This window comes from Chryseobacterium sp. BGA-UO-ETr-SB22, assembly GCF_059567885.1.
Genome location: NZ_JCAQOV010000001.1, coordinates 139,815 through 161,136 on the forward strand (window position 1 = coordinate 139,815; position 21,322 = coordinate 161,136).

The 21,322-nt window shown below is 36.7% G+C and carries 19 protein-coding genes; 14 read left to right on the plus strand and 5 right to left on the minus strand.

Annotation, left to right across the window (positions count from 1 at the left end):
• Window positions 1-87: 87 nt before the first annotated feature.
• From AC57AW_RS00630 to AC57AW_RS00640, 3 genes are all read right to left on the minus strand, one after another.
• Window positions 88-1,425: a 4Fe-4S dicluster domain-containing protein gene (locus AC57AW_RS00630; RefSeq protein WP_496350452.1), complete on the minus strand. Its 1,338-nt coding sequence runs from the start codon at window positions 1,423-1,425 to the stop codon at window positions 88-90.
• 8 nt (window positions 1,426-1,433) lie between these two features.
• On the minus strand, window positions 1,434-2,384 hold the full coding sequence (locus AC57AW_RS00635) for an MlaD family protein (RefSeq protein WP_077419466.1): 951 nt from the start codon (window positions 2,382-2,384) through the stop codon (window positions 1,434-1,436).
• A gap of 127 nt (window positions 2,385-2,511) precedes the next feature.
• Window positions 2,512-4,665: a peptidylprolyl isomerase gene (locus AC57AW_RS00640; RefSeq protein ID WP_496350453.1), complete on the minus strand. Its 2,154-nt coding sequence runs from the start codon at window positions 4,663-4,665 to the stop codon at window positions 2,512-2,514.
• Window positions 4,666-4,926: 261 nt separating this feature from the next.
• Here AC57AW_RS00640 and lon point away from each other — a divergent pair, with 261 nt between their 5' ends.
• Window positions 4,927-7,332: an endopeptidase La gene (gene lon, locus AC57AW_RS00645; RefSeq protein WP_496350454.1), complete on the plus strand. Its 2,406-nt coding sequence runs from the start codon at window positions 4,927-4,929 to the stop codon at window positions 7,330-7,332.
• 208 nt (window positions 7,333-7,540) lie between these two features.
• The gene (locus AC57AW_RS00650) at window positions 7,541-8,653 is read left to right on the plus strand and encodes an AI-2E family transporter (RefSeq protein WP_496350455.1); all 1,113 of its coding nucleotides are present in this window, start codon (window positions 7,541-7,543) and stop codon (window positions 8,651-8,653) included.
• A gap of 95 nt (window positions 8,654-8,748) precedes the next feature.
• On the opposite strand, the gene AC57AW_RS00655 is transcribed toward AC57AW_RS00650, so the two are convergent.
• Complete coding sequence (locus AC57AW_RS00655) at window positions 8,749-8,997, minus strand: bacteriocin-like protein (RefSeq protein ID WP_496350456.1); 249 nt, start codon at window positions 8,995-8,997, stop codon at window positions 8,749-8,751.
• 153 nt (window positions 8,998-9,150) lie between these two features.
• Here AC57AW_RS00655 and AC57AW_RS00660 point away from each other — a divergent pair, with 153 nt between their 5' ends.
• Entirely contained in the window at window positions 9,151-9,528 is a 378-nt protein-coding gene (locus AC57AW_RS00660; protein WP_318848437.1) for a DoxX family protein, read from the plus strand.
• Window positions 9,529-9,595: 67 nt separating this feature from the next.
• Here AC57AW_RS00660 and AC57AW_RS00665 read toward each other — a convergent pair whose 3' ends face one another.
• Window positions 9,596-10,954 carry an acyl-CoA dehydrogenase family protein gene (locus AC57AW_RS00665; protein WP_496350457.1) on the minus strand — a complete coding sequence of 453 codons (1,359 nt, stop codon included), beginning with the start codon at window positions 10,952-10,954 and terminating at the stop codon, window positions 9,596-9,598.
• A 208-nt stretch (window positions 10,955-11,162) separates the two neighbouring features.
• On the opposite strand from AC57AW_RS00665, the gene AC57AW_RS00670 reads away from it, so the two are divergent.
• The 11 genes from AC57AW_RS00670 (at window position 11,163) to AC57AW_RS00720 (ending at window position 21,321) form a co-directional block, all read left to right on the plus strand.
• Window positions 11,163-12,074 (plus strand): DUF4349 domain-containing protein, encoded by a 912-nt coding sequence (locus AC57AW_RS00670; protein ID WP_496350458.1) that lies wholly within the window; start codon window positions 11,163-11,165, stop codon window positions 12,072-12,074.
• 157 nt (window positions 12,075-12,231) lie between these two features.
• Window positions 12,232-13,101 (plus strand): TraB/GumN family protein, encoded by an 870-nt coding sequence (locus AC57AW_RS00675; protein ID WP_496350459.1) that lies wholly within the window; start codon window positions 12,232-12,234, stop codon window positions 13,099-13,101.
• A 24-nt stretch (window positions 13,102-13,125) separates the two neighbouring features.
• Window positions 13,126-13,635 carry an RNA polymerase sigma factor gene (locus AC57AW_RS00680; protein WP_309436617.1) on the plus strand — a complete coding sequence of 170 codons (510 nt, stop codon included), beginning with the start codon at window positions 13,126-13,128 and terminating at the stop codon, window positions 13,633-13,635.
• Window positions 13,625-14,230: a hypothetical protein gene (locus tag AC57AW_RS00685; RefSeq protein ID WP_496350460.1), complete on the plus strand. Its 606-nt coding sequence runs from the start codon at window positions 13,625-13,627 to the stop codon at window positions 14,228-14,230. The genes AC57AW_RS00680 and AC57AW_RS00685 overlap by 11 nt, the downstream gene beginning before the upstream one ends.
• Window positions 14,231-14,432: 202 nt before the next feature.
• On the plus strand, window positions 14,433-16,073 hold the full coding sequence (pgi, locus tag AC57AW_RS00690) for a glucose-6-phosphate isomerase (RefSeq protein ID WP_496350461.1): 1,641 nt from the start codon (window positions 14,433-14,435) through the stop codon (window positions 16,071-16,073).
• Window positions 16,074-16,119: 46 nt separating this feature from the next.
• Window positions 16,120-17,004: a bifunctional 5,10-methylenetetrahydrofolate dehydrogenase/5,10-methenyltetrahydrofolate cyclohydrolase gene (locus tag AC57AW_RS00695; RefSeq protein WP_496350462.1), complete on the plus strand. Its 885-nt coding sequence runs from the start codon at window positions 16,120-16,122 to the stop codon at window positions 17,002-17,004.
• Window positions 17,005-17,011: 7 nt separating this feature from the next.
• A complete protein-coding gene (locus AC57AW_RS00700) occupies window positions 17,012-17,641 on the plus strand; it encodes a 7-carboxy-7-deazaguanine synthase QueE (RefSeq protein ID WP_496350463.1) in 630 nt (209 codons plus the stop codon).
• 43 nt (window positions 17,642-17,684) lie between these two features.
• A complete protein-coding gene (locus AC57AW_RS00705; RefSeq protein ID WP_496350464.1) occupies window positions 17,685-19,055 on the plus strand; it encodes an exopolysaccharide biosynthesis polyprenyl glycosylphosphotransferase in 1,371 nt (456 codons plus the stop codon).
• Between the two features lie 103 nt (window positions 19,056-19,158).
• Window positions 19,159-19,911, plus strand: a complete 753-nt coding sequence (locus AC57AW_RS00710) for an MlaE family ABC transporter permease (RefSeq protein WP_318848446.1) — start codon at window positions 19,159-19,161, stop codon at window positions 19,909-19,911.
• The gene (locus tag AC57AW_RS00715) at window positions 19,911-20,726 is read left to right on the plus strand and encodes an ABC transporter ATP-binding protein (protein ID WP_496350465.1); all 816 of its coding nucleotides are present in this window, start codon (window positions 19,911-19,913) and stop codon (window positions 20,724-20,726) included. Before AC57AW_RS00710 ends, AC57AW_RS00715 begins: the two co-directional genes overlap by 1 nt.
• Window positions 20,710-21,321: an outer membrane beta-barrel protein gene (locus tag AC57AW_RS00720; protein ID WP_496350466.1), complete on the plus strand. Its 612-nt coding sequence runs from the start codon at window positions 20,710-20,712 to the stop codon at window positions 21,319-21,321. The genes AC57AW_RS00715 and AC57AW_RS00720 overlap by 17 nt, the downstream gene beginning before the upstream one ends.
• The last annotated feature ends 1 nt before the right edge of the window (window position 21,322 follow it).

Sequence of the window (21,322 nt, forward strand, 5' to 3'; positions counted from 1 at the left end):
TTCTTTTTCAATTTGAAAATGTGAGAATTTGGAAATTTGAAATGATGCAGACTGGTATCAATTCAAATTTTCAAATTGATTATTTATCTAGTTTTCCGATGCCCAGTTCAGACGGTCCGCCTGATTGTACTGCCAAGGGGCTGCATTGTTTTCCACATTGGTCATCATCAGATTCAGTTCCTGTGGGGCAGCAGACTGTTCCATCACCAGGAATCTTCTCATCTCAAAAATAATGGAAAGTGGATCAAGCAATACAGGACAAGCATCTGTACATGCATTACATGTTGTACAAGCCCAAAGTTCTTCTTTTGTAATATAATCGTTCAACAGTTTTTTACCGTCATCAACGAATTTTCCGTTTGCATCAATGTTTCTTCCTACTTCTTCCAATCTGTCTCTTGTCTTCATCAGGATAAGTCTTGGAGAAAGTTTTTTACCGGTTATATTAGCCGGACAAACAGAAGTACAACGTCCGCATTCTGTACATGAATACGCATTCAGCAGCTGTACCTGGTTCAGATCAAAGATATCTTCAGCACCGAATTTAGAAGGTACATCAGCTTCAGCTCCCTCTGCTGGTGCAGCATAAGGATCTGCGTTAGGATCCATCATTAGTTTGATCTCCTTTGTTACAGAGTCAAGATTATTGAATTTTCCTTTTTTATCAAGATTTGCATACCATGTACTTGGAAATGCAAGGATAATATGCAGGTGTTTTGAATAATAAAGATAGTTCATGAAAAAAAGAATTCCTACAAAGTGGAACCACCAGGCTCCTTTCTCTGTGAACATCAAAAATCCACTATCAAAATTAAATATTTCTAAAAACGGAACCAATGTCATTTCACTGATCGGGAAGCTTCCATGTTCAGGAAAAACACCTCTCGCCTGTAAAATAAAATCTGAAGCATTCATCATAAAGAAAGCCATCATCAAGGCAAATTCAATGATCAAAATCCAGTTTGCATCATTTTTCGGCCATCCGAAAAGTTCTTTCATGGTCAATCTTTTCACTCCGTAAAAATTTCTACGGATAAAGAAAATAACAACCCCAATCACGACTAAAAGTGCTAAAACTTCTAATGTTGCAGTGAAAAAATTATAAAATGTATGTCCGAAAATACTTGATAAGAAACGATGTGTTCCAAATATTCCATCAACAACTATTTCTATTAATTCGATATTAATAATCACAAAACCTACATATACAAAAAGGTGTAAAACTCCAGCAACAGGACGTGCCGTCATTTTACTTTGTCCCATGGCTACACGAGCCATCGTTCCCCAACGTTCTCCTTTTCTGTCATTTCTATTGATTTCGTGACCCAATCTGATATTTCTATAGATCTTCAGCAGGCTTTTGGTAAATAAACCAAATCCGGCCACTAATAAAATCAGGAAAATAATGTTATCGATGTACTGCATAAGGTGTATTAGTCTTTATTATTTTTACCGAATACCGAGAAGTTGATATATCTCTTCGGGTTCGCTTTCATATCTTCGATTAATGTATTAAGGTTGGAAGAAGCCGAATTCAGGTTATTGTAAAGCTGATCGTCTTTCATCAGTTTACCTAAACTTCCTTCTCCTTTGTCTATCCCACCAATCACCTGATTCAGTTTTCCTACAGTAGCATCCAGATTTGCAATAGTTGCATTCAACTGTTTAGTATCAATACTCTGAGCTAGATTTCCGTATTTATCCAGGGTCACTTTTCCACTCTGCATGGTAAGACTTGCGTCATCCAACACTTTCTGCAGTTTAGGGTCATTGTGTCCTACCAGGCTGTTTACACTTCCTGCTGTAGTCTGTAATGCACCTACCGTTTTGTTAAGATTGGATAATAAAGCTTTTATTTCAGCTCTGTTTTGGGCATCAACAAGCAAATTGGCATTAGCCATTAAAGAGTCTACTCTGTGTAGAACTACCTGCAGCTGATCTTTTACCGGACCTACCTGAGAAGAAAGGCTTCCCAATGTTCCCAGTTTGAAAGCTCCTTTCAGGGTATCACCGTCTTTTGCAGTCGGGCCGCCATACATAAGGTTTACTCTCATTTCTTTGCCGGACATTAATCCTGGTTCAAAGATTTCTAATGATGAATTTTTTGAAAATTCAAATTTGTTATCTACTGTAATTTTTACAACAAAATTAATTTTACCGTCTTTTGAGGTTAGAGGAATAATTTTATCCACCTGACCTACTTTCAATCCGTTGATAGAAACCGCAGAAGACTGTGCCAGACCTTCTACATTATCATATTTTGCGTAAAATATATTGTCGGTAGTAAAAAGGCTTTTCCCTTTCATAAACTGAAACAACACCACAAAACCTACAATAGCCAGAAGTGTAATCACACCAGCTTTTAATTCTTTACTGAACTTCACTTGCTAATTTTTTCTAATAAGCAAATATAACACATTTTAAATAAATCCTTTCCAATATTGTTCTGCGTTAAATACAAAAAAAGCGACAAAAAATTTTGTCGCTTTTTATATCATTGAAATGAATTTCTTATTGTTGCTGATTTCCAAGTTTACCCCAGATCTCGATTCTAAAATCTTCAATATCTGCGTTATCCTGAAGACTCTTCATCCAAGCCTGTCCGAACATTCCCGAACTTCTCTGAGTAAGAGACTCTGTAAACTGCTTAAGATCACCAGGCTGTTTGTTTACCGTTTCTGATTTTTTGATCAAAACATAAACTCCTGTTCCACCTTCAACCGGGTTGGAAAGTTTACCTTTTGCAACACCGAATGCTGCACCGGCAACTTTAGGTTCCATTGCACCCGCTACTGAAGGGTTCAATAGGTTTACCTGAGCAGACTGTTTTGGAGCTGCAAATAATTTAGCAATCTGATCTAAACCAGAAGCCTTTGCTGCTGTAATTTTATCAGAGATTTGTTTTGCAGCCAATTTATTTTTAACGATAGTTTCAATCTGATCTCTTACAGATTCCGGATCAGCAAGACCTGCATCTTGTTTTCCGTTTAGATAAACTACAATTTTATCACCTGTTCCATCTACAGTAAATAGTTCAGTATCTCCTTTAGTTCTTTTCTTATCGAAAGCCCAAGTAAGAATTTCTGAGTCTTTTTCAGTACCTAAGCCCTGAATTTGCCCTTCAAATCTTTTTGCTGCTTTTGGATTTGAGAACTGGTAATTTCCTTTTTTAGCAATATTCACGAAATCGTTGAAAGATTTCCCTTGAACCTGCTGAATGAATTTTCTTGATTTTTTGTCAGATTCAGCCTCAGTAGCATCTGAAGGTTTAATTGCTTTCACAAGGTTGGCAACTTTATACCCCATTGATCCTGATTTTTTATCTTCAATATTGATGATATGGTAACCGAACTGTGTTTCTACTACGCCTGTAGCTCCTTTAGGATTGCTTGCAAGGTAAGCAAGGAATTCAGGAACGAAAGGTGTTTCCGGAGTTGTCCATCCTAAGCTACCTCCCTGAGCTGCAGAATTCGGATCGCTGGAAAGCTTAAGGAATTCTGTAAATTTAGCAGGAGCTGCTTTTACAATAGCACCGATAGAGTCTGCTAATTTCTTAGCCTGTTCTTTAGATCTTGTTACTCCTTCACCTGCAGGACTTCCTTTGAATGCAATAAGGATATGTCTTGATAAAGTAGAATCTGAAGCTTTTTTACCAACAAGTTTAGAAACTACATAAACGTCTTGCTCTTTATAAGGACCAAAAGTCTGACCTACAGCTGCTGCAGTGATCTGATCTTTGATTGTTGGAGGCAATTGTGTAGGATTCATATACTGAGGGTTGAATGGCGCATCAGAATTTGCCATTACAAACATAGAATCGTTTTTCGTATTCTGGAAGTTTTCAGTTCCTCCGCTTGCATCTGTACCTCCTGAATATAATTTTGTAATTTCTTTCAAGGTTGCTGCATCATCTGCTGCGCTAGGTTTTGATGGAAAATATACGACACCGATATTTCTGCTTGGTTCAGCTTTGAACATTACAGGGTGCTTCTGAATGTAGTCTGCAAGATCCTGTGTTGTAACATTGATCTTGGTTTTCTGAAGATACGCTGCATAATCCACTTTCACAAAGTCGATATCTGCAAGCTGATCTCTCTGCTTCATCAATTCTTCTGCTTCTTTCTTACCGGTAGTGATACCTGCTGAAATATTGGTAAACACCTGTCTTGCCATTAGTCTGTATTCAATCGTCTTTTTAGTTTTCAACCATTGATTATATCCTTCAGGATTGGTGTTTTTTAATGTTTCAATTTCTTTTTTAAGCTCTTGAGTTTTAAAGTTACCTTTCTCATCAAAGAACTGTTGATTCTGGGCAAACATCTGATCGTACTGGATTTGATTCCAGAAATAATCGTCAGTCATTTCAAAGCCTAGTTTCTCAAACTGTTGTTTGATAAGTTTAGATTGTACAAGTAATTGCCAAGCCTGCTCTTCAAGACCCGTTTTCGGACGACCTTGTTGTTCAGCCTGCTGTTGCAACACGAAAAGCTGATCATTGAACTCTTCGCGGGTGATTTTCTCACCATTTACTTTTCCTAAAACATCAGGATTCTTACCAAAAACCTTGTCGATACTATCGGGGTTCACAAGGAACGCCAAAAGCGCTAAGGCTATTACTCCCATTAAAAGCCAAGGCTTACTCCTAATCTGTCCTAAAATTGCCATTTTATAAATTATAGTTTTTTATCAGTTTGCGAAAATACACATTTTTAAGAAATTACAGAAACAGAACTGCTTTATTTTGATTTTTTATATTAAAGATTATTTAAAAAAGGAAATTTTGACCGTATTTTTAAGTAAAAAACAAATGGCATAAGTATTGTGCATTTTTAGAATATTACAATATGCCACCCGTTTTCAGAGCATATTGTAAAAAATTCCTTTAACGATAAAAAACGAAAATGACAATTTGTCATTCTATTGAGTATGATAGAATTTGAAGATATTAGTTTAGAAGAAATGATCAGTGACGGATTTGATATCGTAACTGAAGAAATCAATCTTTCCGACTTCGCTGAGACTGATAAAAATTCCGAACAGAAAATATTCCCTATACTTCCCGTAAGAAATATGGTCATGTTCCCCAATGTGGTAATTCCTATTACTGCCGGGAGAAAAACCTCGATACAGCTTCTTGAGGAGGCACAGAAGAACGGAGATTTTATTGGAATTGTAAGCCAGAAAAATTCGGATATGGAACAGCCTGCCGAAAAAGATATTTACACTACCGGTACATTGGCAAAGATTATCAAGATCATCAAGCTTCCGGAAGGAAATATTACGGCAATCACAAAAGGTTTTCATCGATTCAAGATTAAAAAGATCATTGAAAACCAGCCTTATTTCCGAGCAGAAATATCAAAATTAAAAGATACACGTCCTAAGAATCAGGAGGAATATGAAGCATTGCTTGAGAACATCAAGGATCTTGCTTTAAAGATCATTGAATTGGATCCGAATATTCCTAATGCAGCAAATTTTGCGATCAAAAACATTAATAATAATGATGATCTTCTGAATTTCATCTGTACCAATGCTAATTTTTCTTCAATAGCAAAACAAAAGCTTCTTGAAGAGAAAAACCTGATGATAAGGGCTAATCAATGCTACGAAATGATGCATGAGGATTTCAGAAAACTGGAATTAAGAAACCAGATTCATCAGAAGACCTCAAAGGATCTTGACAAACAGCAGAGAGAATATTTCCTGAACCAACAGATCAGAACCATCCAGGAAGAATTGGGCGGAGGACCTGAAAGTGATGTTGAAGATCTGCTTACCAAGGCTAGAACCAAAAAATGGAATAAGGAAGTAGAGGAGCATTTCCAGAAGGAAATCGGCAGACTACAGCGTCAGAATCCTAATTCTCCGGACTATAATGTACAGAGAAATTATCTGGATTTCTTTACAGATCTTCCTTGGGAAACGTATACAAAAGATATTTTTGATATTGCAAAAGCTGAAAAAGTGCTTGATAAAGCCCACTTCGGACTGGAAGACATCAAGAAAAGAATCCTGGAGCACATGGCTGTTTTAAAATTAAAAAACAACATGAAGTCTCCTATTCTATTGCTGGTAGGGCCTCCTGGAGTTGGTAAAACCTCTTTAGGAAAGTCTATTGCAGATGCTTTAGGAAGAAAATATGTACGATTATCTTTAGGCGGCCTTCATGATGAGAGTGAAATCCGTGGACATAGAAAAACGTATATCGGTGCTATGGCGGGAAGAATTTTACAGTCTATCAAAAAATCCGGTACTTCAAATCCGGTAATCGTTCTTGATGAGATTGATAAAATCGCACAGGGTCTTCATGGGGACCCAAGCTCAGCACTCTTAGAAGTCCTTGATCCTGAACAAAATAAGGCTTTTTATGACAATTTCCTTGAGATGGGTTATGACCTGTCAAAAGTGATGTTTATTGCGACAGCCAATTCACTTTCAACGATACAGACTCCTCTTTTAGACAGAACGGAGATCATTCAGATTGCCGGTTATACTTTGGAGGAAAAGATTGAGATTGCAAAAAGACACTTAATCAAGAAACAGCAGGAAGAAAATGGTCTGGATGCAAAATCATTCAAACTTGGAAATGCAGAGCTTAAGCATATTATAGAAGCACACACATCAGAAAGCGGTGTAAGAACTCTGGAGAAAAGAATTGCTGCCATTGGAAGATGGGTAGCGCTTCAGACTGCTTTGGTAAAAGAATATGATCCAAAAATTTCTGTTGATAAAGTAGATGAAATTCTTGGGGTTCCAAGACCGAAAAGCTTATCTGAAATCACTGGAGTTCCCGGCGTTGTAACAGGTCTTGCCTGGACAAGTGTAGGAGGAGATATTCTTTATATTGAGAGTATTTTAAGCAATGGAAAGGGTTCTTTGACAATGACCGGAAACCTTGGAACGGTAATGAAAGAGTCTGCAACGATTGCCTTGGAATATATCAAAGCTAAGCATGACGAATTGGGAATTCCTCAGGAGGAACTGGACAAGAAAAATATTCACGTACACGTTCCTGAAGGGGCAACTCCTAAGGACGGACCGTCTGCAGGTATTGCCATGCTTACTTCAATGGTTTCTTCTTTTAAAAACAAAAAGATAAAACCCCACCTTGCGATGACCGGAGAAATTACTTTAAGAGGAAAAGTACTTCCTGTAGGAGGAATCAAAGAAAAACTTCTTGCCGCTACAAGAGCAGGAATCAAAGATGTTATTCTTTGTGAAGCCAACAGAAAAGATGTGGAAGAGATCAAAAAAGATTATTTAAAAGATCTAAAAGTACATTATGTCAGCAGAATGGAAGAAGTCATTGACATCGCCATTGAAGAATAAAACAATTTATAACATATTAACTTCTCAATAAGGAAACACGTTCTGGATACCAGAGCGTGTTTCTGTTTTTATCAGTAAATGCATCCTTATCTGCATTGCATGGAATAAAATTTGATGCAATAGAAGAAAATTTCAAAGGATTGAATAAAAAATTTTTCAATTCAGAGGGGTTTTCATATTTTTATTCCACACTGCAGATTTTTAGATTATGAATTTTCTTAGACTTCCTTTCCTTATCAAGCTTACGCTCGTGATTATTTCAATCATCGGTCTTGGCTATCTTCTGGCGTTAGGACAGAGTATTTTAGCTCCGTTTTTTCTTGCCTTCCTTATGGCTATGCTATTTTTGCCAGCCGCCACCTTTATGGAAAAAAAGTTAAGATTTCCAAGATCAATGTCCACAATGACCTCAGTATTCACTATGTTGATTATTTTAGGTGGGATCATTTATTTTTTCACCAATCAGCTATCGGATTTTAGTAAGGATCTTCCTCATCTCAGTGAGCAGTTTACTACTGTTTTCAATGGTCTGCAGCACTGGGTTTCCAAAACATTCAATGTGAAAGTAGATGAGCAGGTAGATTATATCAATCAGGGATTGAGTAAGCTTCTGTCTTCTTCTGGTGCTATTTTAGGTTTTACTTTTGGAATTTTCTCTACAGGATTTGGCTTTATAATATTTTTCACCCTGTTTTTTATCTTTATTTTAAATTACAGAAGACTTTTAAATAATTTTATCGTTACCGTTTTCAATGAAAGACATAAAGCAAGTGTGCAGGAAGCTGTAAATGAGATTCGTATTATGACCAAGAAATATATCTTCGGACTTTTTCTTCAAGTGATTATCGTATCTGTTCTGACTTCAATTCTTCTTTCAATTCTGGGTGTGAAATACGCCATTCTTTTAGGAGTTCTTACCGGATTATTAAATGTAATTCCTTATCTGGGAATTTTTATTTCACTTTTAATTTCCTGTTTTATAGCTTTTGCAACGTCTACCCCTTCAACGTGTATTTATGTTGCTTTAGGATATATTGCCATTCATGCTGTAGACGGAAATATTGTCCTGCCATTTGTGGTGGGCTCCAAAGTAAAGATCAATGCTTTATTTTCCTTTATCGGTATTCTTTTGGGAGAGCATCTTTGGGGAATTGCAGGAATGTTCCTGTGCATCCCGGCCATTGCTATTATAAAAATCATCTGTGAAAGAGTGGAAGATCTCAAACCTTGGGGAAGATTACTCGGAGAAGAACAGAAACCCAATAAAAAGAAGAAAAGTTATAAGATTTCTAAGAATATTACGCTGAAGGAAATGGACTAATCATGAATAATGAGTAATAAATAATATTACTTTGAAAGCTTTCAAATTTAAATAAAAAAGACTGCCTTTTTCAAGACAGTCTTTTTTTATTTTCATTATGGAAGAGCGCAGTAAGGGCTCATTCCGTTTGGACAGGTTTCTGTACATAGAATATTAGCTTGAATATCCGGGCAGTATCCATAATCCGGCCCTGGCGGCGTTCCACCTCCACCTCCTAAACAAGGATCTCCAGGTGGAATTTTACATGGACACCCGATTGGGCCAATATCGCATTTTCCAATTCCGCCTCCCCCTTGGATTTCTCTTAAATCCGTACGGTTCAATTTTTTAAGATTTTTTAGCATGATGTATTAGTTTTAATTTGCTTTTCGAAGATATACAATAAAATTATACAATAGCACTAATTAACGTACATTAACAATTGATTCTATATTTTATGTTAAATAAAATCCAAAATATCCTATTTTTATTTTACATTTGATATTAAATCATCAATCATGAAAATAGTAAAATTCATTGTATGCTTACTTTTCGGGCTTATGTTTATTAATGCCGGACTAAACAAGTTTTTTAATTATATGCCCATGGAGAAACCCACTCCGGAGCAAATGAAACTCTTCGCTGCTTTTGGAGAAATCAGCTGGCTGATGCCTTTAGTGGGTATTGTAGAGGTAATTGGCGGACTTCTATTTATTTTTCCAAAAACAAGAGCGTTAGGAGCCATTGTTATTTTACCTGTCATGGTAGGAATTGTTACCCACGTTTTCACTATGGATAAATCTCCGATGGGGATGGGTATTGCCGGGGTAATGTTTCTTATCAACCTTTGGATGTTGATTGATAACAAAGAGAAGTATAAACATTTAGTTTCATAAGATTACAGATAATAGGTTGCAGGTCGCATTACCTACAACCTATTATTTGATTTCTGCTACCTATCCTCTACACAAAAGCACTGAATCCTGTAATCGATCGTCCTACGATGAGCGAGTTGATTTCTTTTGTTCCTTCGTAGGAATAAATTGCTTCGGCATCAGCTACAAATCTGGCAACATCATATTCCAGAAGAATTCCGTTTCCTCCCAGTACTTCCCTTGCTCTGGACACAATATCTCTCGTTCTCAGGGTACAGAAAACTTTCGCCAAAGAGGCATGCTCATCTTTTAAAATTCCTTCATCCTGCATTTCCGACAATCTGAAAACCATAGTCTGCATCGCAGTAAGATTGGAGAGCATTTCTACTAAATGCCCCTGAATCATTTGAAATGAAGCTATAGGTCTTCCAAACTGTTCTCTTTTTCGGGTATAATCCAGGGCACTTTCATAAGCTCCACGTGCACATCCGGTTGCCATCCATGCCACTCCTGCTCTGGTCATTCTCAGTACTTTCCCAGTATCTTTAAATGAGTTGGCGTTCTGCAGACGGTTTTCTTCAGTTACGAGACAGTCTTTTAAAGTAATCAGTCCGTTCTGGACAATCCTTAAAGCCATTTTCCCTTTAATCTTTTCTACGGAATATCCCGGATTGTCTTTTTCTACAATAAATCCTTTCACTTCTCCGCTGTCCAGATCCCTTGCCCAGATAATGATAAGATCTGCAAAAGTGGCATTACCAATCCATTTTTTCTGACCATTCAAAACCCAACCTTCAGGTGTATTTTTGCAGGTTACGGTAAGTCCACCTGCTGCTCCTGATCCTACTTCCGGCTCTGTAAGCCCGAAAGCGCCTATTTTTTCAAAATTCTGCATCTGCGGAAGCCATTTTTGTTTCTGCTCTTCTGAACCACAGATATAGATAGAACCCATTGCTAGCCCGGATTGCACCCCGAAAAATGTAGCAATAGAAGCGTCTATTCTTGCCATTTCCATCGCAATAACTCCTTCCATCAGAAAAGGCATTCCCGGACAACCGTAGCCTTCATAAGTCACTCCGCAGATATTCAGTTTTTGGAATTTTGGAATCAATTCAAAAGGAAATTCATCTCTGAGCCAGTAATGATTGACCAGAGGTTTTACTTCTTTTTCCATGAAAGCTCTTACTTTAAGCTGAATTTCACGCTGTTCGGGAGTAAGAGTGTGGTAGATATCATAAAAATCTCCGTCAATAGGCGGAAGTTCTTTCTTTTTCTTTTCCGGATCCAGCATTTTCATGAGCCCGGAAAGCTGTTTATCATCCAATTTTGAAAAATTGTGCATCAGTTTTGGTAAATCCACCTTTTTAGAAATGGTACTCAACTGATCAAAATCTATAGATGTGAATAGTCCTATTGCGTTTCTGATTTTGGAAAAGGTATTTGACATAGTGATAGATTGTAGTTTTGGTTTGTAAAAGATAAGCAAAAATTGCTCCGAAAGCAAAGCATGAAGCGCCATCCTATTTTACAAAACACTTAATTTCAATTAATTAAAAGAGAATATTCCGTTTACAAGTTTTTTACTTTTGATTTTCAAGCGTTACAAAAGATTCTGACTGAACTTTGACTTCAGGAAAACAATAAAAATCAACGCTATGAAAACGACTTACATTAAATTATCTCTATCCGCTGTACTTTTATTAGGAATTTATTCATGTAAAAAAGGAGAAGTTGCTGAAACAGATCTTAATGCTTATGCTACAACAGATTCAGCCTCTGCTATTGTTTCAGATAGTATTTCATCTGTAGCCGATATGAAGATAAAGGACAAACAGTTCATCAAGACAGCAGATGTCAGCATGGAAGTAAAAGATGTATATAATGCAACTATCGCCATTGAAAAATCGGTTCAGGAACTTGGAGGTTTTGTTACCAACAGCAATCTTCAAAGCAATGTAATTTCTGAAGACACTTACAACACTTCCAATGAAGAAGCTATGCTGGTTAAAAAATACCAGTCGGAGAATAGAATGCAGGTGCGTATTCCTACTGAAAAGCTGGGTGAACTTTTAACAGCAATCAATACAAACAAATTATTTCTGAATTCAAGATCCATCAATGCGGAAGATGTGACAGCCAACATTAAGTATTCTGAACTGGAGGGAAAAAGAAATCAAAAAACCTCTGACAATATCAGCAAGCTGAAAACAAATAAAGATAAAGTAACGCTGGATGATGAGAATATGTCTGAAGGAAATCTCCAAAAGCTGGCAAGCATGAATATGACCGATGACCTGAAGTACAGCACCATTGACATTTACATCAAAGAACCTCAATTGCGTATCGCTGAAATTGCCGTTGCCAACACGACAAGCATTGATAATAAATATAAATACAATTTCATCTATGATGCAAAAGATGGCTTTGTCTATGGTTTTTATCTGATTCAGAGAATTATAGTTGCCCTTATCAACATCTGGCCAATCCTATTAATTGCAGCTGCTGTGATCTATTTCCTAAGAAAAAGAAAAATTTCAAAAGCTGAACAACCAAAAATCCAGCAATAAAAAAACTCTACTAACCTATTGGTTATCATCATAATTTTAGATTTTACAGCCTCCTGTTTTCGGGAGGTTTTTATTTTTTTGAAAAAAAACTGTAACGATTGTAACGCCTGCTTTACCTACTCTTTAAAAGAACAGAAAAATCAAAAAAATTAATACTATGAAAAATTTAATAAAACTTGGATTCGCAGCATTATTATCATTGAATTCTATGACAGCCAATGCACAGAGCAGCAAAGATAACAGCCTGCTATGGGAGGTTTCCGGGAACGGTCTTTCTAAGCCTTCCTATATTACCGGAACTTTTCATATCTTATGCAGTAAAGATTTTGAGATCAAACCTAAGGTGTTGAAAGCTCTTGAAAAATCTGACAACTTTGTCATGGAAATCAATTATACAGATCCTGCTGAAATGATGTCACTACAAAAAATGTATCAAAAGACCGATAAAAAGATCTCTGATCAGCTTTCTCCGGAAGAAGCCCAGGAACTGAATACCATTCTCGCCAATTACGGAACGGATCTGAAAAGTGTAAATTCTTCAAATCCCCAAACTCTTTATGCCCTGCTTTCCACCAAAGCGATCCCTTGTCCCCAGACCGAAATAAAGCTTTACGAAATGGAACTGCTTCAGAAAGCCATAAAAGATAAAAAAAGCATTCAGGGATTGGAAAAAGTAGATGACCAAATGAAATCCATCAGCGAAGCCTATGATCTGAAAAGCACCATCGCACAACTGAAAATGGGTAAAGAATATGAAATACTCTTCAGACAGATGATTGAAGCTTTCAAAAATGAAAATGTACAATCCCTTTACAGTCTTTTTAAGGATAAAAGATTTATGAATGCTCAACAGGAAAAGGCAATGCTGACCAACAGAAATCAAAACTGGGTAAAGATAATGCCAGAAATGATGAAAAAGGAAAGCTCTTTATTTGCGGTAGGCGGATCTCATCTTATGGGTGAAAACGGCATCATCCCTCTTCTTCAGTCAAAAGGCTACACGGTAAAACCGGTGTCAAGTTTATAACAGTAACCAAACCATGAAATTATTGTGAGTAATCCAACTGAAACCGCTTTTTTAAAGCTCGTCAACCAGCACAAGGGTATTTTATACAAAGCCTCGCGGATCTATGCAGATTCTGTAGAAGACCGGGAAGACCTGCAGCAGGAAATTCTTATCCAGCTTTGGAAGTCTTATCAGAATTTCAAAGGAAACAGCGAATTCTCTACCTGGATGTATCGGGTTGCCATCAATACCGCTATTACTTTTTTAAAAAAGGAAAAACAGCGATCCAATAACCATACAGATGCTCCCCATCATTTTGAAGTACAGCAGGAGGACTACAATCCCACAAAGGACAGGCAGCTGGAAATCTTTTACAGTGCAGTTCAGGAGCTGAATTCCTTAGAAAAAGCCGTCATATTTTATTTCATGGAAGGAATGTCACATAAAGAAATTGGAAACAATTTAGGGCTCAGCGAAGGCAATGCCCGCGTAAAACTTAACAGAACAAAAGAAAAAATACAGCAAATCATAAAAAAATCAGGTTATGAATTTTGATCAATTAAAAGAACAGTGGAATAAAGAAGACAGCAATGTCCATATTCCTGACACCATAGAACAGTTAAAAGAAAGCAAACACCCTATAGAAAAGATTCAAAAGAGCATGAAAAAGGAATTTCCTGCACAGGTTCTTTCCATCATACTTATTGGTTTCTTCCCGATGCTATTCCAATTTCCGCCTTCACAGTATACCATTTATTATATATCTTATACTTTATTGGTAGTAGTATCCTGTTATTATTTATTTGGATTTTATCAATTTTACAAACAAGCGGAACTTTATACCGGGAATACAAGAAACAGCCTGTGGAAGATTTACCACGAACTCAAATTAAACATGGAAAGATACCAGTCGTTTGGATTCTTGCTACTTCCCCATTTTCTAATAACATTAGGCTTAGTGGCATTTAATCTTTTGGAGAAAAAAGGTGAATCGTTAGCGGATATTTCTCATGAACATCAAGTATCCCTTATTTTATTAGTATTGATAGGCGTTCTTTCTGTTGTAGTAAGTATTATTTTATGGACAAAATATTTTTATGGGCCTAGCGCCAAACAATTGGAAAAGATCCTGAATGAAATGGAAGAATAATTAAACCACTCTTTATAAACAGTAAAAATGAAGTCTCAGAGAATATCTGAGGCTTTGTTCTTTAAAAAAACGTTATTTCTCACGTTCAAATTTATCTGAGGTTTTATTTTTCCGTAAATTTGCAGATCAGAAATAAATCATTATGGATTATGGGCTATTTTCAGCCGATACATGATTTTCTGAACGATAAAAATTCTGTAATATGCTATCAAAAATAAATCCAACACAAACCAATAGCTGGAAAGCACTTGATGAACACTTCGGTGGAAATGACTTTGATCTTAGAAGCCTTTTCCATTACAATCCGAACCGTTTTAATGAGTTTTCCCTGCAAAAGGACAACTATCTTTTTGATTATTCTAAAAATTTAATCGATTCAAGAACAAAGGATCTTTTATTACAATTGGCTGAAGAAAGCCAGCTAAAGGATGCCATTTCCAAAATGTTCTCCGGTGATAAAATAAATGAAACCGAAGGAAGAGCTGTTCTTCATACAGCACTGAGAGATTTCTCGGATCGTGAAATTTTTGTGGATGGCGAAAATATCAAGCCACAGATCAAAAGAGTTCTTGATCATATGAAATCTTTTTCTGAGAAAATCATTTCAGGAGAACATAAAGGTTTCAGTGGAAAAGAAATCACAGATGTAGTAAACATCGGGATCGGAGGATCAGATTTGGGTCCTGTAATGGTTTGTTCAGCATTAAAGCATTTTAAAACAAGATTAAACGTTCACTTTGTTTCCAATGTGGATGGAAATCATATCGCAGAAGTGGTGAAAAATTTAAATCCTGAAACCACTTTATTCATCATTGCTTCCAAGACTTTTACGACTCAGGAAACAATGACGAATGCAAACTCAGCAAAGGACTGGTTCCTAAAAGCCGGAACGCAGGAGGATGTAGCGAAGCATTTTGTTGCTTTATCTACTAATATTGAAGAAGTTAAGAAGTTCGGAATTGCTGAAGAAAATATTTTTGAGTTCTGGGATTGGGTAGGCGGAAGATATTCTCTTTGGAGTGCGATCGGACTAAGCATTGTACTTTCTGTAGGATATGAAAACTTCGAGCAGCTTTTAAGGGGTGCTTATGATACTGATCAGCATTTTCAGACTGCTGATTTCTCTGAAAACATTCCTGTATTAATGGGACTTCTGGGAATCTGGTATCGTAATTTCTATGCAGCAACAACATATGCCATCTTACCTTACTCTCAATATCTGGACAGGTTCGCCGCTTATCTTCAACAGGGAGATATGGAAAGCAACGGAAAATGTGTGGACAGAAACGGTGAATTTGTAGAATATGAAACAGGGCCTATCATTTGGGGAGAACCAGGTACAAACGGTCAGCACGCTTTCTACCAATTGATTCACCAGGGTACAGAATTGATTCCGGCTGACTTTATTGCTTATACAAAAAGCCCGAACAAAGTTTCTGATCATCAGGATAAATTATTAGCTAACTTTTTCGCACAGACTGAAGCACTTGCCTTCGGGAAACTGGAAGAAGAGGTTGAAGAAGAGCTTAGAAATGCAGGAAAATCTGATGAAGAAATAGACAGATTGATCAATTTCAAAGTCTTCCACGGAAACACACCTACTAACTCTATATTATTCAAAGAATTAACTCCTTTTTCATTAGGTCAGTTGATCGCGTTGTATGAGCATAAAATTTTTGTTCAGGGCGTGATCTGGAATATATTCAGCTTTGACCAGTTTGGAGTGGAACTAGGAAAAGTCCTAGCCAACAAAATCCTTCCTGAGCTTGAGAACAATGAAGCAGTAAGCTCTCATGACAGTTCTACTAACGGATTGATCAGTTACTATAAAGAAAATAAATAGTAAGTAAAAAGAAGTAAAAGTAAATCTATAAAGTAAAAAAGTAAAAATGGCAGAAATTCTTGACGGACTTAAAATATCCAAAGAAATAAAAGCAGAGATCAAGGTTGAAGTAGACAAGATTCTCGAAAGCAAAAGAAGAGCACCGCATTTGGTAGCTATTCTTGTAGGAAATAATGGAGCAAGCAAAGCCTATGTCAACTCTAAGGTGAAAGACTGTGAGGAAGTAGGATTTCAATCCAGCTTAATCAAATTCCCAAGTACAGTTGCAGAATCTGAACTATTGGAAAAAATTGACGAGCTTAATAAATCTAAAGCAGTTGACGGATTTATCGTTCAGTTGCCTTTACCAGACCAAATTGACCAGGAAAAGATTATCAACGCAATTGATCCAAGAAAAGATGTAGATGGTTTCCACCCTGAAAACTTCGGAAAGATGGCTCTTGAAATGGATACTTTCTTACCTGCAACTCCTTTCGGTATTTTAACATTACTGGAAAGATACAATATTGAAACTAAAGGGAAAGACTGTGTAATTATCGGAAGAAGTAAAATTGTAGGAAGACCTATGAGCATCCTGATGGGAAGAAAAGATTTCCCTGGAAACTCTACCGTTACCCTTACACACTCTTACACAAAAGATATTGAAGAATATACAAGAAAAGCAGACATCGTAATTACCGCTTTGGGAGATCCTCACTTCTTAAAAGGAGATATGATCAAAGAAGGAGCAGTAATTGTTGACGTGGGTATTACAAGAGTAGATAATGACTCTCCAAAAGGATATTACCTTGCAGGTGATGTAGATTTTGACAGCTGTGCAGCTAAAGCAAGCTGGATTACTCCGGTACCTGGAGGAGTAGGCCCAATGACAAGAGCGATGTTGATGAAAAACACCATCATTGCTTACAAAACTTCGGTCTATAACGACTAATTTTAAGATGAATAAAGAAGAAGATATTTTATTAAAAGAAGGTAAAATGCTCCCTGTAATGGAGCATTTTTACACTTTACAGGGAGAAGGAGCCCACACCGGGAAAGCCTCTTATTTCATCAGACTTGGAGGCTGCGATGTTGGCTGTCACTGGTGTGATGTGAAAGAAAGCTGGGATCCGAAACTCCATCCTTTGATGAATGCAGAAGAAATTGCAGAAACAGCTGCCAAACATTGTAAAACAATTGTTTTAACAGGCGGTGAGCCATTAATGTGGAATTTGGAGATATTGACCTCCAAACTGAAGGAACTGGGATGTACAGTTCATATCGAAACTTCGGGAGCTTATCCTATGAGTGGACATCTGGACTGGATTACACTGTCTCCAAAGAAAACAGGATTGCCTAAAGAAGAGATCTATCAAAAGGCCAATGAGCTTAAAATGATCATTTTCAACCAGCACGACTTCTCATTCGCGCAGGAACAGGCTTCAAAAGTTTCCGACAGCTGCAAACTTTATCTACAAAGTGAATGGAGCAAAAGAGATGAAATGTATCCTAAGATCACAGATTTTATCCTGGAACATCCGGAATGGCAGGCTTCAGTTCAGACTCACAAATATCTGAATATCCCATAAAAAAGCTTAAATTAGCTGGGATTATCCGTTATAATACCGATAGATGCAGAGAATTCGATACTCTAGATACCTGAAATCGATCATTATGTTGCTTGACCTCATGGTTATTGCATCTATCTTCATATTCTTTTTTATAAGCAGAAACGAAAGTTTAAAATACCATAAAGAGACCTGGTATCAGAATTCCTTTTCTTTGATTCTGTTGTTTTTGTTCTGGGTGCTTCTGAGCGGTAGGACAAAAATATACAACATTCCAAGGAACCTTACTTATACCTTGTTTCTTGAACGCCTTTTAATCCACTTCCTCTTTTTTATACTTGGTGTCCTGCTTATAGGAAAGGTAAGTAAAAATGTATTTTTCAATTCGGATATTTACTGGCTTTCATTTTACCTTTTCGTTTTCATCTTCCTAGTAAAATCATTTATTTATTTTGCGATCAAGTACTTACGATCCCTTGGTGCCAATTACAGGAACGTAATGTTTTTAGGAGACAGCCTCTCCACAGAGATCCTGAAAAATATTTTTACAGACCGTAAAGACTACGGATACAGGATATTTGAATATGAAAATTCTGACATCAATATCAACGAACTGGTTGCTTTCTGGAAAAAGAACGGAATTCATACCCTGTTTTTATCAATGGAAAACAATTATAGTGAGGGGATTCAGAATGAAATTTTCAAATTGGCTGAGGATAATAAGATTCACATTTCATTGATTCCAAGTATCACACAAAGCGATTTTTTCCTGTATGATCTCGGATACATTCAAACCCAGCCGGTACTCAACCAGGCAAGATATCCATTAGATTATTATTCTAATTTTCTGATGAAAAGAACGTTTGACATTATATTTTCTGTTATTATACTGGTTTTTATCTGCTCATGGATATTCCCTATCATTGCGGTTTTAATCAAGGCAACTTCCAAAGGTCCTGTATTTTTTCTTCAGAAAAGATATGGCTTCCATGAAGAGGTTTTCAATTGTTTTAAATTCAGAACAATGATTGTGAATGATGAATCCACAACCAAAACCACATCGGAAAATGATTCAAGAATTACCAGGATAGGTAAGTTTTTAAGAAAAACCAGTCTTGATGAACTTCCACAATTCATTAATGTACTGAAAGGTGAGATGTCTGTGGTGGGGCCGCGTCCTCATATGCTTTCTGTTGATAATTATTATAAACCAAAAATCGGGAGATACAGCTTAAGAAGTATGGTAAACCCGGGTATCACAGGATTGGCACAGGTAAATGGGCTTCGTGGTGACTTTGGTGATGTGGAGGTAGAGATGAAAAAAAGGGTTCTGGCCGATACTTTCTATGTAAGAAACTGGAGTTTTGTACTTGATCTGGTGATTATTTTAAAAACCGTTTTATTGGTTATAGGAGGAGATAAAAACGCAAAATAAAGAACGGGATAAGGTCAATATTGAAATAATTTTAACACAAAACCAGGCTTTAGTCTTATTCTCGACTCTAGCCCAATTCAATAAAAAAGTCTAATTTAGCAGTATGTTAAAAAAGTTTTTCACAGCAGTAGGGGAATACATGATCCTCTTGGGAAAATCCCTGCAGAAACCTCAGAAAATGAGGGTTTTCTGGAAGCTGTTCATGAGAGAAATTAATGATTTGGGAGTAAATTCTTTCGGACTTGTCATCTTCACTTCCATATTCGTTGGAGCTGTAGTGGCTATTCAGATGTTCAACAACTTTGATGCTTCTTCTTTTCCTATTCCGCCTTCATTTGTAGGATATGCTACGAAAGCGGTTTTGGTATTGGAATTTGCACCAACCATTATCAGTCTTATTCTAGCGGGTAAAGTAGGTTCTTATATTGCGTCCAGTATTGGAACAATGAGAGTTTCCGAACAGATTGATGCGTTGGATATCATGGGTGTTAACTCACCCAATTTTCTGATACTTCCTAAAATCATCGCCTGTATGTTATTTAATCCCCTTCTTATCGCTATCAGTATCGTTTTTGGTATTGGCGGAGGTTATATTGCCGGGATTTTAACAGGAAACTGGACAGAAAATGATTATATCGTTGGTATTCAAATGTATATGCCTAATCTGTTTATTTACTATGCATTTAGTAAGACTATAGTTTTCGCTTTTATCATTGCAACGGTTCCTTCTTATTTCGGATATAATGTAAAAGGAGGATCACTGGAAGTAGGTAGAGCCAGTACGCAGGCAGTGGTATGGACAATGGTATTCATTATCATTTCTGAATTAATTTTAACCCAATTAATATTAAGCTGATGATTGAGGTAAAAGATCTTAAGAAAAGTTTTGATGATGTTGAAGTATTGAAAGGAATTTCAACTTCATTTGATAAAGGAAAAGTAAACTTAATCATTGGGCAGAGTGGTTCCGGTAAAACCGTTTTTTTAAAAAGTTTATTGAATGTTTATATGCCATCTTCAGGAGAAATCTTATTCGATGGTAGGAATGTAAACACCATGAACAGGGAAGAAAAACAACATCTCCGTTCAGAAATCGGAACGGTATTCCAGGGAAGTGCCTTATTTGATTCCTTAACTGTGGAAGAGAATATCATGTTCCCTCTGGACATGTTTACCAACCTTACGTACAGAGAAAAAAAGAAAAGGGTCTTCGAAGTAATAGGAAGAGTACATCTGGACAAAGCCGGAAGAAAATATCCTTCTGAAATTTCGGGAGGGATGCAGAAAAGGGTAGCAATTGCCAGAGCAATTGTCAACAATCCCAAGTACTTATTTTGTGATGAACCCAATTCCGGGCTGGATCCGTATACTTCAAAGATAATTGACGATCTTCTTTATGAGATCACCAAAGAATATAATACAACAACCATCATCAATACTCATGATATGAATTCTGTAATGACAATTGGCGAGAAAATTGTATACCTAAGACTGGGAATCAAAGAATGGGAAGGGAATAAAGACATCCTGATTACCGCAGGCAATAAAAATCTGATTGATTTCGTTTATTCTTCAGAACTATTTAAAGAACTGAGAGAATATTTACTTGAGAATAATAAAACGATTGAAACTTCAAATACAAAAATAGACGATAATGAAAAAGATACTTAGTATAGCGTTAATAGGATTTTCAATGTGGGCTTCTGCACAGATTTCACTGGCAGGTAAGGCTAACTTAATTTTTCCTACCGGCTCACCTTCATGGTCCAATATTAAAGGAACTGTGAATGATGCCATTGACGGAACAGGTAAAAACAATGTAGGTTTCAATGTGGGACTTTCATTAAAAGTGGGTCTTCCTACTTCATTGTTTGTGATGCCGGAAATCTATTATACTCACTTCAAAAATGAGTTTACTACAGAGAACACTACTTTTGATGTTAAAAGCAACCGTATTGACGTTCCGGTTCTTTTAGGCTACAACCTTTTAGGAAATATGCTGGGGGTCTTTGTAGGACCTGTTGGAAGTTTTAACTTAAATAAAGACAATACTTACAACGACTTCAAAGAGAATGCTAAAAATGACTTTACCGTTGGCTATCAGTTTGGAGCACAGCTTGAAATCAAAAAGTTTCTTGTAAATGCAAGATATGAAGGTGCTTTCAGTAAAGATGAAAGAAACTTCATCAACAAAGTTTCCGGTTCAGAAATCAGATATGATAACAGACCTAACCTGTTTATGGTAGGTTTAGGATATAAATTCTAAT

Excerpts from the sequence above, each read along its gene's own strand:
- AC57AW_RS00705 (WP_496350464.1), top strand. The coding sequence starts at position 17,685 with ATGCAGAGAATTCGATACTCTAGATACCTGAAATCGATCATTATGTTG.
- AC57AW_RS00685 (WP_496350460.1), top strand. The coding sequence starts at position 13,625 with ATGAATTTTGATCAATTAAAAGAACAGTGGAATAAAGAAGACAGCAAT.
- lon (WP_496350454.1), top strand. The coding sequence starts at position 4,927 with ATGATAGAATTTGAAGATATTAGTTTAGAAGAAATGATCAGTGACGGA.
- AC57AW_RS00700 (WP_496350463.1), top strand. The coding sequence starts at position 17,012 with ATGAATAAAGAAGAAGATATTTTATTAAAAGAAGGTAAAATGCTCCCT.
- AC57AW_RS00650 (WP_496350455.1), top strand. The coding sequence starts at position 7,541 with ATGAATTTTCTTAGACTTCCTTTCCTTATCAAGCTTACGCTCGTGATT.
- AC57AW_RS00720 (WP_496350466.1), top strand. The coding sequence starts at position 20,710 with ATGAAAAAGATACTTAGTATAGCGTTAATAGGATTTTCAATGTGGGCT.
- AC57AW_RS00660 (WP_318848437.1), top strand. The coding sequence starts at position 9,151 with ATGAAAATAGTAAAATTCATTGTATGCTTACTTTTCGGGCTTATGTTT.
- AC57AW_RS00655 (WP_496350456.1), bottom strand. The coding sequence starts at position 8,997 with ATGCTAAAAAATCTTAAAAAATTGAACCGTACGGATTTAAGAGAAATC.
- AC57AW_RS00640 (WP_496350453.1), bottom strand. The coding sequence starts at position 4,665 with ATGGCAATTTTAGGACAGATTAGGAGTAAGCCTTGGCTTTTAATGGGA.
- AC57AW_RS00630 (WP_496350452.1), bottom strand. The coding sequence starts at position 1,425 with ATGCAGTACATCGATAACATTATTTTCCTGATTTTATTAGTGGCCGGA.
- AC57AW_RS00675 (WP_496350459.1), top strand. The coding sequence starts at position 12,232 with ATGAAAAATTTAATAAAACTTGGATTCGCAGCATTATTATCATTGAAT.
- AC57AW_RS00665 (WP_496350457.1), bottom strand. The coding sequence starts at position 10,954 with ATGTCAAATACCTTTTCCAAAATCAGAAACGCAATAGGACTATTCACA.
- AC57AW_RS00670 (WP_496350458.1), top strand. The coding sequence starts at position 11,163 with ATGAAAACGACTTACATTAAATTATCTCTATCCGCTGTACTTTTATTA.
- AC57AW_RS00695 (WP_496350462.1), top strand. The coding sequence starts at position 16,120 with ATGGCAGAAATTCTTGACGGACTTAAAATATCCAAAGAAATAAAAGCA.
- pgi (WP_496350461.1), top strand. The coding sequence starts at position 14,433 with ATGCTATCAAAAATAAATCCAACACAAACCAATAGCTGGAAAGCACTT.
- AC57AW_RS00715 (WP_496350465.1), top strand. The coding sequence starts at position 19,911 with ATGATTGAGGTAAAAGATCTTAAGAAAAGTTTTGATGATGTTGAAGTA.
- AC57AW_RS00710 (WP_318848446.1), top strand. The coding sequence starts at position 19,159 with ATGTTAAAAAAGTTTTTCACAGCAGTAGGGGAATACATGATCCTCTTG.